The sequence below is a fragment of the Winogradskyella sp. UBA3174 genome, from assembly GCF_002364335.1.
Lineage (GTDB): Bacteria > Bacteroidota > Bacteroidia > Flavobacteriales > Flavobacteriaceae > Winogradskyella.
On record NZ_DEXW01000021.1, the window covers coordinates 1 to 15,306 of the forward strand.

At 33.5% G+C, this 15,306-nt stretch carries 15 protein-coding genes; 6 read left to right on the forward strand and 9 right to left on the reverse strand.

What is annotated here, in order from left to right; translation table 11 throughout:
* The first annotated feature begins 46 nt into the window (after positions 1–46).
* Positions 47–220, forward strand: coding sequence for a hypothetical protein (locus B2U95_RS02150; protein ID WP_296312145.1), 174 nt, complete (start codon positions 47–49; stop codon positions 218–220).
* A gap of 67 nt (positions 221–287) precedes the next feature.
* Here the strand turns inward: B2U95_RS02150 and B2U95_RS02155 are convergent, their stop codons facing one another.
* The 5 genes from B2U95_RS02155 to B2U95_RS02175 form a co-directional block, all read right to left on the reverse strand.
* Entirely contained in the window at positions 288–479 is a 192-nt protein-coding gene (locus tag B2U95_RS02155) for a cold-shock protein (protein ID WP_227476363.1), read from the reverse strand.
* A gap of 136 nt (positions 480–615) precedes the next feature.
* Positions 616–2,292 (reverse strand): SulP family inorganic anion transporter, encoded by a 1,677-nt coding sequence (locus B2U95_RS02160; RefSeq protein WP_296312151.1) that lies wholly within the window; start codon positions 2,290–2,292, stop codon positions 616–618.
* Between the two features lie 115 nt (positions 2,293–2,407).
* Positions 2,408–2,950: a DUF4136 domain-containing protein gene (locus tag B2U95_RS02165; RefSeq protein ID WP_296312155.1), complete on the reverse strand. Its 543-nt coding sequence runs from the start codon at positions 2,948–2,950 to the stop codon at positions 2,408–2,410.
* Positions 2,951–2,961: 11 nt separating this feature from the next.
* Positions 2,962–4,962, reverse strand: a complete 2,001-nt coding sequence (locus B2U95_RS02170; RefSeq protein WP_296312157.1) for a urocanate hydratase — start codon at positions 4,960–4,962, stop codon at positions 2,962–2,964.
* Positions 4,962–5,123, reverse strand: a complete 162-nt coding sequence (locus B2U95_RS02175) for a DUF5522 domain-containing protein (RefSeq protein ID WP_296312159.1) — start codon at positions 5,121–5,123, stop codon at positions 4,962–4,964. The genes B2U95_RS02170 and B2U95_RS02175 overlap by 1 nt, the downstream gene beginning before the upstream one ends.
* Positions 5,124–5,504: 381 nt before the next feature.
* Here B2U95_RS02175 and B2U95_RS02185 point away from each other — a divergent pair, with 381 nt between their 5' ends.
* The 3 genes from B2U95_RS02185 to hemL are packed head-to-tail and all read left to right on the forward strand — an operon-like array spanning position 5,505 to position 8,506.
* Positions 5,505–6,416, forward strand: a complete 912-nt coding sequence (locus B2U95_RS02185) for a 1-aminocyclopropane-1-carboxylate deaminase/D-cysteine desulfhydrase (protein WP_296312164.1) — start codon at positions 5,505–5,507, stop codon at positions 6,414–6,416.
* On the forward strand, positions 6,413–7,216 hold the full coding sequence (locus B2U95_RS02190; protein ID WP_296312167.1) for a glucosaminidase domain-containing protein: 804 nt from the start codon (positions 6,413–6,415) through the stop codon (positions 7,214–7,216). Before B2U95_RS02185 ends, B2U95_RS02190 begins: the two co-directional genes overlap by 4 nt.
* A gap of 3 nt (positions 7,217–7,219) precedes the next feature.
* The gene (hemL, locus tag B2U95_RS02195; protein WP_296312169.1) at positions 7,220–8,506 is read left to right on the forward strand and encodes a glutamate-1-semialdehyde 2,1-aminomutase; all 1,287 of its coding nucleotides are present in this window, start codon (positions 7,220–7,222) and stop codon (positions 8,504–8,506) included.
* Positions 8,507–8,558: 52 nt separating this feature from the next.
* Here hemL and B2U95_RS02200 read toward each other — a convergent pair whose 3' ends face one another.
* Together B2U95_RS02200 and B2U95_RS02205 are read right to left on the reverse strand one after the other, a co-directional pair.
* Entirely contained in the window at positions 8,559–8,894 is a 336-nt protein-coding gene (locus tag B2U95_RS02200) for a hypothetical protein (RefSeq protein ID WP_296312173.1), read from the reverse strand.
* 99 nt (positions 8,895–8,993) lie between these two features.
* The gene (locus B2U95_RS02205) at positions 8,994–9,437 is read right to left on the reverse strand and encodes a hypothetical protein (protein ID WP_296312175.1); all 444 of its coding nucleotides are present in this window, start codon (positions 9,435–9,437) and stop codon (positions 8,994–8,996) included.
* A gap of 196 nt (positions 9,438–9,633) precedes the next feature.
* Between B2U95_RS02205 and B2U95_RS02210 the strand changes: the two genes are divergently transcribed.
* Both B2U95_RS02210 and B2U95_RS02215 read left to right on the forward strand, forming a co-directional pair.
* Positions 9,634–10,512, forward strand: coding sequence for an alpha/beta hydrolase (locus B2U95_RS02210; RefSeq protein ID WP_296312178.1), 879 nt, complete (start codon positions 9,634–9,636; stop codon positions 10,510–10,512).
* Positions 10,513–10,546: 34 nt separating this feature from the next.
* Positions 10,547–11,293: an alpha/beta hydrolase gene (locus tag B2U95_RS02215; RefSeq protein ID WP_296312180.1), complete on the forward strand. Its 747-nt coding sequence runs from the start codon at positions 10,547–10,549 to the stop codon at positions 11,291–11,293.
* Between the two features lie 53 nt (positions 11,294–11,346).
* Here the strand turns inward: B2U95_RS02215 and B2U95_RS02220 are convergent, their stop codons facing one another.
* Positions 11,347–13,731, reverse strand: coding sequence for a zinc-dependent metalloprotease (locus tag B2U95_RS02220; RefSeq protein WP_296312232.1), 2,385 nt, complete (start codon positions 13,729–13,731; stop codon positions 11,347–11,349).
* A 201-nt stretch (positions 13,732–13,932) separates the two neighbouring features.
* Positions 13,933–14,910, reverse strand: a complete 978-nt coding sequence (locus B2U95_RS02225; RefSeq protein ID WP_296312183.1) for a hypothetical protein — start codon at positions 14,908–14,910, stop codon at positions 13,933–13,935.
* Positions 14,911–15,306 lie beyond the last annotated feature (396 nt).

Consider the following 15,306-nt stretch of genomic DNA (forward strand, 5'->3'; position numbering starts at 1 on the left):
GCTTAATTACTAGTCTTTTGTATCTTACGTAATATAATATCATTTCATGTATACTAGAGGCATATTTCCAGTCGCAGGTTTTATTAAATGGACACGACGACATATTTTTTTGTTTCTTATCTTAGCAATAATCCCTGTTGTATTATTTGATATAAGGCAGCTTATTGATGATACTCGTATTCCAAAACCTTATGAATGGAAAAATGATATTGTAATGTAATTATAGAACATAAAAAAGCCTATCTAAAAGATAGGCCTTGTTTTTAAAAAGATTGTAAGATATATAATTATATAACTTTTACATTGATTGCGTTTAATCCTTTTTTGCCTTCGGCTAAATCGAATTCTACATTGTCTCCTTCTCTAATCTCATCGACTAAACCAGAAATGTGTACAAAATGCTCTTTGTTGTTTCCTTCTTCTGTTATGAATCCAAAACCTTTAGAGTCATTAAAAAATTTTACTGTACCAGTACTCATATTATAAAATATTAAATTAAGTGGCAAAGGTAGTATAATTAGTTGAATTCCAATTATTTTTTAGATTTTATTTTCAACAAGCTACAATATTAGTTAAACACTTAATAACTAGCTCTTAATAAAGAGCTAGTTATAATTATACATTATATTCTGATAAAGGTTTTGTGAATTTTTCAGGGTCAGCAGCTAAATGGTAACGAGGGTCGTCAACAGCTTCTGTAATAACTTCGTCGAATTTAGGATTAGCTTTCCTTAATAAAACTTTACAATCTTCGCTTAAATGCTTTAGCTTGATGGATTTTCCTTCAGCCTCATATTTACTTACTAAATTAAAGATAGCTTCTAGTGCCGAATGATCACTAACGCGTGATTCAACAAAATCGATTTCTACGTTTTTAGGATCATTTTTCGCATCGAATTTAGAGTTGAAATTCTGAATAGATCCAAAAAATAAAGGACCCCATATTTCGTAAGTTTTTGTTCCATCTGTTTGTATGCGTTTACGGGCTCTAATCATGGTGGCGTTTTTCCATGCAAAGACTAAAGCAGAAATAATAACACCAGCGATAACGGCTACTGCTAAATCTTGCCACACTGTAATTGCAGAAACTACTATCAATACAATAGCATCAGATAATGGTATTTTTCTAATAATTCTAAAACTACTCCAAGCGAATGTTCCGATAACCACCATAAACATTACACCTACTAATGCTGCAATAGGAATTTGCTCTATTAAAGGTGCTCCAAACAATACAAAGCAGAGTAGAGCAATGGCAGCAACAGCACCAGATAAACGCCCGCGTCCACCAGAATCTACATTAATAATGGATTGACCAATCATGGCACAGCCTCCCATACCTCCAAAGAATCCGTTTAACATGTTAGCACCTCCTTGGGCGATACACTCTCTGTTACTATCCCCTCTTGTTTCTGTCATTTCATCAATAAGATTTAAGGTCATTAATGATTCAATTAAGCCAACTGCAGCCAATATAAATGCTGTAGAAAGAATTAAATCCCAATGGCCAGAAAGCGTTCCAAAGAAACCAAAAATCTGATCTTGAAATTTTGGTAAATCACCTTGTAGTCCTTCTCCACCGTTTTCGACAATAAAAGAGCCTACAGTGTTTACTTCAATTCCTCCAAAAATTGTAATACAAGCTACAACTACAATAGCTATTAATGCTGCAGGAACTTTTTTAGTAAGCTTTGGTAAGCCATACATAATCCCCATTGTTAAACCTATAAAGCCCATCATTTTCCAGAAAGCTGCATTTGATAATAAAGCAGTAAACCAATCTGAAGTATTATTTAATATTGAAATATCTTTAGGTACAGCGTTAGGGAATAAACCTAATTGTGATAAGAAAATTACAATCGCTAATCCATTAACAAAGCCCATCATTACTGGATGTGGTATTAAACGAACAAACTTTCCAAGTTTAAAAACACCAAAAATAATTTGTATACCACCAACAAATAAGAGTGTAATAAATAGCCATTGTAACCCTAGATTTTCAATAGGGGTATCAAGATTAATACCTACTTCATTTCCTTTTTGAATTAAATGTACCATAACTACAGCCATAGCGCCTGTAGCGCCTGAAATCATTCCAGGGCGTCCACCAAAAAGAGCCGTTACTATTCCCATCATAAACGCTCCATAAAGTCCCACTAAAGGATCTATACCAGCAACAAAGGCAAATGCTACAGCTTCAGGTACTAGAGCTAAAGCTACTGTTAAGCCAGAGAGAATATCATTCTTAGGGTTTTGGGTAAAGTTTTTTCTGGTTACTTGGCCTAGTATCATAATATGGTTTCTTAAAAGTCGGCAAATATATAGTATTTAGATTTAAAGCCGTATCAATTATTGGAAACAAAAAAAGCACTAGTTTCCTGTGCTTTTTCATCCTATTTGTTTTGTTTTATTTTATTTCTGGTGGAAACTGTTCCATTGTTTTAGATACAAATTCTTTTATCCTAGCTTCTTTTTTTTCCACATTTCTTGTGACCAAATAACCAGTTCCAGAACCTTGCCAAATTAATTCTTTTTTTCTAGCGTCTATAAAATCTATAAAGAGCATTCCTTCTGTTCTAGTAGATACTTGGTTTCCGCCTCCCCAGCCCCATCCGCCGTAACCTCCCCAACCCCAAGCACCTGCGCCCCAAGCATTATTGTATATATCTACACGCTGGTTCGATTTGGTAAATATGCTCACTAGTATATCTGGGTTTTCGGACTTCATCATGCCTTTAGCCATTAATTCTGCTTCAATAGCTCTTAATATTCTTCGTTTGTCAAGATCGCTAATTTCTGCCTTATCAATCCCTGGCTTAAAAAACGCGAAGGTTTTGTAGTTGTCAAAACTTACTTCTCTATCATAATCAGCTGCAACTCTAATAGAACTGCACGATGATAGAAGGATAGCAAATAGTAAAACCGGAGTGAGTTTAATTAGTTTCTTCATATCGCTTTTTTTTAAATTGTTTCAAATAAATCGTCATCAACTTGATTTGGTAGTGTTACTCTTAAATTTGGCTCAGATTCCATGGCGCGTTTTATAGCAAAAATAGCACCTTCGTTTCTTGCCCAGCTTCGTCTTGAAACTCCATTATTAACATCCCAAAATAACATCTGTTTTAGTCGTGTTGACGCTTCTTTACTACCATCAAGAACCATACCAAAACCTCCATTAATCACTTCGCCCCAGCCAACTCCACCACCATTGTGAATACTTACCCAAGTAGCTCCTCTAAAACTATCACCAATAACATTTTGAATTGCCATGTCTGCTGTAAAACGAGAACCATCATAAATATTGCTAGTTTCTCTATATGGAGAATCTGTACCAGATACGTCGTGATGATCTCTGCCTAATATTATAGTATCTATATCGCCTTCTGCAATAGCTTTATTAAACGCATCTGCAATTTTCATCCGTCCTTCTGCATCTGCATATAATATTCTGGCTTGCGAGCCTACAACCAATTTATTGTCTTGTGCACCTTTTATCCATTGAATATTATCTGCCATTTGTTGTTGAGTTTCTATCGGTGAGTGTTTTATTATTTCTTCGAGAATCTCACAAGCTATCTCATCTGTTTTAGCTAAATCCTCGGGCTTACCAGAAGCACACACCCAGCGAAATGGACCGAAGCCATAATCAAAGCACATAGGTCCCATAATATCTTGAACGTAACTAGAGTATTTAAAATCAATACCATTATCAGCCATTATATCTGCACCAGCACGAGAAGCTTCGAGTAAAAATGCATTACCATAGTCAAAGAAATATGTGCCTTTAGCAGTGTGTTTATTTACAGCTTCAGCATGTTTTCTTAGGCTTTCTTTTACTTTACTTTTAAATTCTTCAGGCTTATTTGCCATCATTTTGTTAGCCGCTTCAAAAGATAAGCCAACAGGGTAGTAACCACCAGCCCAAGGATTGTGTAAAGAGGTTTGGTCGCTACCTAAGTCTATATGAATATTTACTTCATCAAATTTCTCCCAGACGTCAACGATATTTCCTAAATAGGCAAGGGAGGTCGTTTCTTTATTAGTTTTTGCTTTTTCAACACGAGCAACAAGAGCATTTAAATCTGTTATTTTTTCATCTATCCACCCTTGGTCGAGTCTTAGTTGCGTAATTTTCGGATTTACTTCAGCACAAACCGTAATGCAACCTGCAATATTACCAGCTTTGGGTTGAGCGCCAGACATGCCTCCTAATCCAGAAGTTACAAAAAGATTGCCTTTTGGTGACTTACCAATTTTTCTAAAAGCGTTCAAAACGGTAATGGTTGTGCCATGCACAATACCTTGTGGGCCAATATACATGTAGCTACCAGCTGTCATTTGACCATATTGTGTAACACCTAAAGCATTAAATTTTTCCCAATCGTCTGGCTTGGAGTAATTAGGAATCATCATACCATTTGTAACGACAACTCTTGGTGCTTCTTTATGAGAAGGAAATAAGCCCATAGGATGACCAGAGTACATAACTAAAGTTTGTTCGTTATTCATTTCAGCCAAATACTTCATGGTTAGGCGGTATTGTGCCCAGTTAGAAAATACGCCTCCGTTTCCGCCATAGGTAATAAGTTCATGCGGATGCTGTGCAACGGCATAATCTAAATTATTCTCAATCATCAGCATAATAGCTGCTGCTTGTTTAGATTTTGCCGGATATTCTGAAATTGGACGTGCATATATTTTATAGTCTGGTCTTAGACGATACATATAAATACGACCATACGTATCTAATTCATTTTTAAATTCTGGCATTAAAACAACATGATCCTTTTTATCAAAATAGCGTAGTGCATTTCTAAGGGCTAATTTTTCCTCATCAGAAGATAGAATCGCTTTACGTTTTGGAGCATGGTTTATTGAATAATCATAAGCCTTTGGTTGTGGTAATATATTTGGAATACCCTCTAATATTTGATCTTTGAATGATACTGTTGTTGTTCGCATTACTTTTTTTTTAAAGTACTCTGGTTAAACCCATAAGGACAATGTCTGCATCCACTTTCGCAACAATAACCTCGTTTTAGGTGGTATTGTCCTGTAAAGCAGCGATAACCTTCTGGTGTTAAATAATAATCGCCTTCTTCAATTGGGACGTATTTCTTCATATTAAACAAAGATAATGTAAATTGGTTTGATTTTTGAACTGAAGAAAGTGTGATTTTAATTTTAAAACATAATAATGCCTAGAGGTTATATTGGGATTACTATTTTTCCTTTTATGTTTTTAAAGTATAAAGATTTGAAAAGTAATAAGGTTTTAATTAATCATGAAAAAATTTATTTGCGACAGCAACTAGAATTACTAATTGTCCTATTTTTTGTAATTTATAGTATTGAGTTTTTAGTACAATTAATCCAATATAAAGGCTGGAATTTAGCATATCGTAATATTTCTTTCGAAAGAGAGGCTTATAGAAATGAGTCGGATTTAGACTTTTTAAAAAAACGAAGAATTTGGAATTTTATACATTATTTTTGAAAACTCAATGCATACTCCAACAACGTCATCAATTCAACAGGTTCCTTTAGAAAATAAAGGTAATATTCAGCTTTATATAAAGCGAGAGGATTTAATTCACCCTTTTATTTCAGGTAATAAATTTCGTAAACTAAAGTATAATATTTTAGAAGCTAAGCGCTTAAAAAAACAAACACTTTTAACTTTTGGTGGTGCTTATTCTAATCATATTGCTGCTACAGCCTATGCGTGTAAAGAGAATGGCTTAAGTAGTATTGGTGTTATTAGAGGTGAAGAATTAACTGAGAAGATTAATGACAACCCTACATTGCGTTTTGCACAATCTTGTGGGATGAAACTTGTTTTTATAACACGAGATGACTATCGAAAAAAATCAGAAACTGAGTTTATTATTAAGCTAGAATATAAATTTGGGGACTTTTATTTACTTCCTGAGGGTGGCACAAATGAATTGGCAGTTAAAGGCTGCAAGGAAATTATTAATTCTGAAGACGAGAAATTTGATTATATATGTACTTGTGTTGGTACTGGTGGAACAATTTCTGGTATCATAAATGCTTCGAAATTAAAACAGAAAGTAATAGGTTTTCCTGCGTTAAAAGGTGATTTTTTAAACCAAGATATTCGTAAATTTGCAGTTCAGAATAATTGGGAGTTAATCACTGATTATCATTTTGGTGGTTATGGTAAAATAAAGCCTGAATTGATAACGTTTATGAACATGTTTAAGGCTACTTATAATATTTCGTTAGATCCTATTTATACTGGTAAAATGATGTTTGGACTATTTGATTTGATTGAACATGGGTTTTTTCCAAATGACAGTAAGGTTTTAGCAATACATACAGGAGGATTACAAGGTGTTTCAGGAATGAATTTGAAATTAAAACGTAAAAATTTACCTTTAATAAAAGAATGAAGACAGTAGTAAAATATACAGTAATTATTGTGCTAGCATTTGCTTTTAGTTGTGGGCCAAAAAAAGGTATCGTCACAAAAAAAGAGCGCAATAAAGAAAATACTGAGATTAAAGATAATACGAAAGAAACAAAAACAGATACAGAAAAGGAAGTTGTTAAAGTTACCAAACCACTTTCTAATGTTGACGTTTACATTAATAGGTTCAGCCCAATTGCAAGAGCAAAAATGCAAACATCTAAAATACCTGCAAGTATTACCTTGGCACAAGGTATCTTAGAATCTGGGGTCGGTAAAGGAAGATTGGCAGTAGAAGCTAATAATCATTTCGGAATTAAATGTCATGGATGGAAAGGTGCTAAAATTTACCATGACGACGATAGCTCTCAAGAATGTTTTAGAAAATATGAAAAACCTGAGTCGTCTTACGATGATCACTCTGAGTTTTTAACAGGAAGGAAACGTTATGCTAATCTGTTTAAATTAAAACCAGATGATTATAAAGGCTGGGCAAAAGGATTAAAAGCTGCTGGTTATGCAACAGATAGAAAATATCCACAAAAACTCATTAGTCTTATTGAGCGTTATGAGTTATACAAGTATGATAAAGAAGTTTTAGGTAATAATTCTGTTGAAATAATACCTGTTAATAGCGGTGTTCTTAGATATGTTATAGTAAAAGGTGATACGTTATATTCTCTAGCAAAGCGATTTAATACATCTGTAGGTGCGATTAAAGATTTAAATAATATGACCTCTAATGATTTAAATTTAGGTCAGCAAATAATGATCCCAAATTAATATATGTTATACCAAAGAAGTAGTGCTCTATTTAATAAAGCACAAGAAGTTATTCCAGGAGGTGTTAATTCTCCTGTAAGAGCATTTAGTGCTGTAGGTGGTACACCAATTTTTGCAAAATCTGCAAAAGGTGCCTATGTCTATGATGAAGATGGTAATCGTTTTATTGATTATATTAATTCTTGGGGACCGATGTTGCTTGGACACGCATTTCCGCCAGTTGTAGATGCAGTAATTGAAAAAGCTAAATCAGGGACATCTTTCGGAATGCCAACAGCTTTAGAAACCGAAATTGCACAATTAGCAGTTTCTATGGTGCCAAATATTGATAAAATACGTTTTGTAAATTCTGGTACAGAAGCTTGTATGAGTGCTATTAGATTGGCACGTGGCTTTACAAAAAAAGATAAAATCATAAAATTTTCTGGTTGCTATCATGGACATAGTGATTCATTTCTAATAGCCGCTGGCAGTGGAGCTATAACTTTTGGAACACCAAATAGTCCTGGTGTAACAAAAGGTACGGCAAAAGATACTTTATTGGCAAGGTATAATGATATTGAGAATGTAAAGGAACTCGTTGAGGCTAATACTAATGAAATTGCAGCAATTATAGTTGAGCCTGTTGCTGGTAATATGGGGTGTATTCCACCTTTAGATGGTTTTCTTGAAGGTTTACGCGCCATCTGTGATGCTAATAATATTGTTTTGATTTTTGATGAAGTGATGACGGGCTTTAGACTCGCCAAAGGAGGTGTGCAGGAATTAAAGGCTGTTAATGCAGATATTGTATGTTTCGGAAAAGTTATTGGTGGAGGCTTACCAGTTGGTGCTTTTGCAGCAAGAAACGAAATAATGAATTATTTAGCCCCATTGGGACCAGTGTATCAGGCAGGAACATTGAGTGGTAATCCTTTAGCAATGGCTGCTGGTTTAGCTATGCTCAAGGCAATTAATACTGACAAAGGTTTAATGAATAGACTAGAAGAGAAGACCAAGTATCTTCATACTGGTATTGCTGATGCTTTGAATAAAAATGGAGTCATTCATACTATAAATAGAATAGGATCTATGATTTCGGTTCATTTTACAAAAGATGAAGTTGTAGATTTTGAAACTGCTGCAAAAGGAAATAATGAAACCTTTAAAAAATTCTTTCACGGTATGTTAAAACATGGTATTTATATTGCACCGAGTGCTTTTGAAACTTGGTTTATAACCGATGCGTTAACGTATCAAGATTTAAATGAAACTATAACAGCTGTAGAGACCATAGCTAAAGATTTATAAATAAAAAAAGTCTCGCGTTTAGCGAGACTTTTTTTGTAATTCTATTTTGAGATTATTCTTGCTCTTTTATATAAGCCTTGTAACCTTCAAATTGTTGTTCGTTTAAAATAGACTCTACTTTAGTTGTAAGTCTATTTTTAAGCTTTTCTACAGCTTCACTTGTAACGGTTTTAGTGTTTTTAAGACTAGCTTGAGCTTTTCCAAATTCTTTATAAGCATCATAAATTTGATCTCTTTGTGAGTTGTCAAATTTTAATAGTTTTCTTAGAGTTTCAGTAGTTTCTGAGGCTTCTGTATTAATTTCAATCTTATTTTGAGCTATTGCAGAGTCCGTACCTAGGAGCATTGCAAAAACAAATAAACAGAGTGTTATTACTTTTTTCATCATGGATTATTTAGTTAATTGGTCCCTAAAGTAATAATTTTATTTAATTAAATAAAAAAGTATCGACAAATCGATACTTTTTTATACATAAAAGACTTTAGACTAATTTCTTTTATTACCATGGTTTGCTCTTTTTTTATTGTTTCGAGGCTTCATCTTTTCAAACTTAGCGTACTGATCTGCTGTTAATATTGTTTTCATTTTTCGCTTTAGTTCAATTTTTTTATCAAGCCTATTATTTTGGAATGCGACTAATTCATCTTTTGTAGGCTTAATATTTTCACTCTTTTTTGTCTCACGATTCTTTCTCATTTTTTGCTTACTCCTAGCTTCTTCTAAAATAAGATTGTGAACTTGTTTTTGTTGGTCAATATCTAAGTCTAACTTCAAAGTTAATTTCTTAGACTTAAGATTAGCAACATCTTCTGGAGACATATATTTCATAAGTTGTCTCATTTCTTTTTGATTTTTGTTACCTGTTCTTTCTCCTTGTGCTACGCCATTTAATGTAAAAAAAGCTAAAGCAATAATTAATAATTTTTTCATCTTTTAATTGTTTTATGTTCTGTTGGTTTAGACATGCAATTAGTTATTAGGTTTAATTGAATACTTTTATTTAACATATTCTTTAACTTTTAAGTGTTTAACAGCATTTGAATTTTAGAGACCATTTACTTTAGTGAATTGTAGTCTATAATGTAAGTGACCAATAATTTGTATATTGTATAATTAACCACACTTTATGGCATACTGGGTTTCGACTGTAGTTTTTATTTTAGCAATATATATAGGCATAAGTATTGCTCTATATTATCTACAAGATTACATGCTTTTTAAACCAGAAAAGTTGCCAAAAGATTTTCAGTTTGACTATGAAAATCAAGAAACCAAAGAGTATAATCTAGAAACTAGAGATGGAGCAATCATAAATGGTTTACGATTTTTCCCAAAGGGAGAAAGTAAAGGTGTCGTATTATATCTCAAAGGAAATTCAAAAAGTATTAAAGGTTGGGGGAAGTTTGCTGTAGACTTCACTCGGCATGGCTATAATGTTTTGATGGTAGATTATCGTGGCTTTGGAAAAAGTACAGGAAAACGCTCCCAAAAAGCTATAAAGCGCGACTTGCAACTTGTTTATAATCAGATTAAGGAATTAACAACAGAAGATAGAATAATTCTTTATGGCCGTTCATTAGGATCAGGTTTTGCTACTAAGCTAGCATCTATGAATAATCCAAAAATGCTGGTTTTAGACGCTCCGTATTATAGTTTAACTAAAGTAACTGCTAGATATGCGCCATTTATGCCTTTGTCACTGCTTTTAAAGTATCCGCTGCCAACGTATAAATGGATGAAATATGTACAATGTCCTATTCATATTATTCATGGTACGAATGATAACTTGATTCCTTATAAATCGAGTATTAAACTATCTCAAATTAATCCGAAACTCACAAAGTTACACACCGTTATTGGTGGTGGTCATAAGAATTTAAATAATTATGAATCGTATCATAATATGTTAGATGATATTCTTAATAGTCAACCAAAAATAATCGATTTAGAAACCACAAGTATTAATGTCATTCATAGTGCAAAGAAAACTCAGAAGAAAGCTTAAAAAATTACTTATAATATTTATTGGTTTATATGTTATGATTGGATCTGCCCTTTATTTTTTTCAAGAAAAATTATTGTTTTTACCCACAACTTTAGAGCAAAATTATCAATATGAATTTAATTATTCTTTTGAAGAGTTATTTTTTGAAACAGAAGAAGATGCAACCATAAATGCGCTTCATTTTAAAGTAGATAATCCTAAAGGAGTGATACTTTACTTTCATGGCAATGCAGGCGACTTAAGTCGATGGGGAAAAATCACTGAATATTTTGTAGCAATGAATTATGATGTTTTGGTGATGGATTATCGCACTTACGGAAAGAGTTTAGGTAACTTAAGTGAGGCAGCATTTTATAAAGATGCGCAATACTGTTATAATTATCTGCTAAAGCAATATTCGGATAGTCAAATTACGTTATACGGAAGGTCTTTAGGAACAGGAATAGCCTCTTTTTTAGCATCTAAAAATCAACCAAAGCAACTTATATTAGAAACTCCGTATTATAGTGTTTTAGATGTTGCTGAACATCGTTTTCCTATGTTTCCAATAAAGAAGCTTCTAAAGTATCGTTTTCCAACTCACGAGTATTTACTGAAAGCTAATTGCCCAATAACAATTATTCATGGAACAGACGATAGTGTTGTGCCTTATTCTTCGGCTAAGAAACTGTTAGATTTAAATATAGAGCAGCTTGAATTTGTCACTGTTAAAGGCGGTAGTCATAATAATCTTAGAAATTTTAAAATCTATAAAGAGAATATAAAAGGTTTATTAAAATAAAAAGGCTCCAATAAAAATTGAAGCCTTTTTTTCCTAATGTACTATTATTAACATTAGTTCTTAGGATCTAAAATATTATTAACACGTTCTACAGCATCTGCTATATGTATTCTACTCATCGCGTCACCACCTCTTGCAGATCTTAGTGAACTACGTAATGATTTTAATTCGGCTCTAACAACTGCTCTAATATCAGATTGGCTAACATTTACTGATGTCCCACTAAAGAAACGTCTAAATGCAGCAGGAATATTTTGCTCATTTGTCATTATAAATTCCATACGCTCAATATAAGCACGTTGTAAATTACGTCTGTAGATGTCTATTTTCTTACCAGAACGAAGTTCACTAAATAAACCTCTTCTGACGTCCTTCATCATATCATAAAGACCATATGCTTCTGAGTCATTTAAAGTTTCATTTTCTAGCATTCTAGCCATACGACCAAAATCCAACATGTTATTTAAAGTTCTTGTCTGAACACCTCTAACACGTTCTACGCTTCCTGAACTTTCAATTTTATTAAAGATATTTTCATCTAACATCCAAGACGGTGTTGTGAATAATTGGTCTTGAATAAACTTCATTGCTTTTTTCTGGTGGTCTTTAGCTACATGAGTATAAACGGCACCTTCTTGGTCGTATGTCTTGTATATTTCATAAACACCACCAATATTAGAAGCTACATGACCCATATATCTATTAAATTGTCCAAGTACCTGACCGTACATTGTTTCTAAATCATCATAGTTTTTACCATCTTCAGCAGTCCACTCAATTAAGTTTGGTACAATACGCTTTAAGTTAGCAATACCATATTCAGAGGCTAAAACAGCATCATCACCTAAATCCTCAGTTTGAGAACTTGGATCAATAACACTTCCTTGTTGTCTTCCAAATCTATACATTGGGTCACCTGCATGTTTCAAAATCCAGCTATCTAATGTTTTCTTTTCATCTGCTGGTATTTTAGCATCTAAAATCGGTCTGTAACCCCATTCTATAGAATATTTATCATAAACACCAATATTTGGCATTAAAGCAACACCTTCATCTCCAGGTTGTGCGACGTAATTAAAACGCGCATAATCCATTATTGATGGTGCAGTTCCGAATTTTTTAGTAAACTCTGGGCTTCTTAAGTTTTCAACTGAATACGCAACACTACTTCCCATATTATGAGGTAATCCTAGTGTGTGCCCAACTTCGTGAGAAGATACAAAACGAATTAAACGCCCCATAACTTCATCTTTAAAAGCCATGCCACGAGCATCTGGATTGATAGCTGCAGTCTGTACAAAGAACCAGTTGCGTAACAATGTCATTACGTTATGGTACCAATTAATATCGCTCTCTAAGATTTCACCAGATCGTGGGTCACTAACGTGAGGTCCATTCGCATTAGGGATTGGTGAAGCTAAATAACGAACAACAGAGTAACGTGCATCTTCTGCAGACCATTCTGGGTCTTCTTCTATAGTTGGAGGTGTTTTAGCTATAATAGCATCTTTGAAACCAGCAGCTTCAAAAGCGACTTGCCAATCTTCAATACCTAGCTTAATATATTTTTTCCATTGGTCTGGGGTTGCTCTATCTATGTAGTAAATAATTTGTTTTTTTGGGACTACAAGCTCTCCTCTTTTGAATTTCTCCATATCCTCGTCTCTTACTTCTAATCTCCAACGATCTAAGTAAGTTACTCGTTTACTTTCTTGAGCTGCTAATCCATAATCTGTTTGACCACTAGTGAACCATCCAACGCGTTGATCGAACATACGACGTTGCATAGGTACTTTAGGTAATAAAATCATTGAATTATTAATCTCTAAAGAAATAGCACCTGTGTTAGAATTAGATGGTGGATTCCCAGCAGAGTATGTTTTTACTGTACGAGACTCAATATTAGTTGGATAAGACTTAATAGTTTCTATATAAGATAATTGTCCGTCTAAACGCGTAATTCTATATTGTTTTCTTCTTCGTTGTGGATATCCAAATGGCTTTACATCCTTTTCAAATAAGTCTGTAACATCAATAACTGTATTTAAAGAATCTTTGCTGAACGCTTTAATTGGGAATGATGCAATTACAGGTTCAAAATTAGAGTTTTTAACAGCTTCGTTTACAGGTAAAGAATCTGACGCGACTACTGAATAAGACACCAGACGAAGAAGTACTTTCTTGTCCTTTTTCTCCCAGCGTAAAACTTGTTCGCTTAGTTTTCCTCCACCAAAACCAAGTCCTGCTGCAGTTTTTGCAATACGCGTTACCATTAACATCTCTCTGTTAAAAAGTGTATCAGGGATTTCGTAAAAATACTTTTCTTCTACTTTGTGAACAGAAAATAAACCTTCGTCGGTTTTTGCATCTTTAGTAATTACCTTGTTGTAAGGTTGAATGTCGTTTTTACCTGGTTTCTTTTTTGGTGGTTTAGCCATAGTGCTAGCATCACCTTTTTTTGATTTTCCAGCTTTTTTTGCAGTAGAGCACGAAAAGGCTAGAAATGCGGAAACTACAAATAGTAGTTTGATTGATAAATGTTTCAAATTAGTCGATTTTTAAAGTTCTGATGAAAATACGGATTCTATTAAGAATTTGTTAAATACAAAACCGACTTTAATATTTATTTAACGCTAAGTTTAAAGAGTGTCTAAATATGCTTGTATCAAATCTACCCCTTCGGTATGTGTTAATGTAGTGCCAATAAATGGCATACCTAATCCTGGGATGTCAGTAGTTATTCTAAAACTAATACTACCATTTCTTTCAATAATTTGAGAGTCTTCTAGAGATGTCTCGTAAGTTAGTCTCAGTGTAGATTCATTTTCGCAAAAACCTCCAGGCTTATGACAATAAGCACAATTAATGTCCATATAAGCTCTTGCTCTAGATTCTAAAGAAGCTGATTCGTCTAACCAATTCGCGGTACTAGATACTTCTGAGTTGCTCGCTAAACCATCAATATTTTGATTAGTAATAAGTTGTTGTAATTGATTACTTCCGTCAAGATCAAAATTGAGGTTTCTTAACTTTGGACCAATTGGTGTTAAATTATCGTAAGTGCTATGGCAAGTGAAACAATCGGCGTTTGATGGGATTACATAATCTGTAGAATTAGTGTTTCCACTTGCATCTACCCAGGAAACTGGTAATGTGCTGCCATCTAAGTCTAAAACGGCATCTGTTTGATCTTCATTCCATTTATAGTCTCCAGTAACCCATTCACCATCAGTTTTAATAAGTATTCTTGTTTCAATAATTTGTCTTCCTAGTGATAAATCACGCTCGTCAACGTTATAATAAAATGTCTTAGCAATTAAACTTCCGTCAGGAAATATTGGAAGCCCATCACCATTATACGAAAGTTTAGTGTCTTTTGGTAATGCTATTAAACGCTGTTTTGTTGCATAGTCACTAAATAGTGGTGTATTTAATTTATAAGGAAACGCATTAGGAGTTATATTCAATTCGCTAAGATTCCCAGTAAATAAATTTAACTCAGATAGATTTGATCTAAACTCCGAGACAACTGCAGGTACTGGAGCAGGTGTTATTGTATCGTCATTGTTACATGAGTAAATGACAAGCACTAGTAATAGTATAAGGTACTTTTGCATTTGGGATTAATTAATTCTTTTATAGCAGTTGCGAATTTACTAAAAACGAATAAAACCACAAGTTTTTACAGATGTAAGACATTATAAAGACGTCTAATCTACTTCGAGTTGGTTATTTTTTCTAATATAGTTTCGATTTTTTCAACAGAGGGATTTACTTCTATTATGAGTCCATTTTTATTAACTAATACATTAAATGGAATTGCTACAATAGCATATCCCTTTGCTACTTTTCCCTTCCATCCACGAGAATCTACTACATTTCACCAAGTTAAAATATCTTTAATAATCGCATTTTCCCAAGCAACTTTATCAGTATCGATGGATACACTTAATATATCAAAATTTTCATTTTCATGTTTTTTATATAAGTCTTTGTAAGCAGGGTGTTTGACT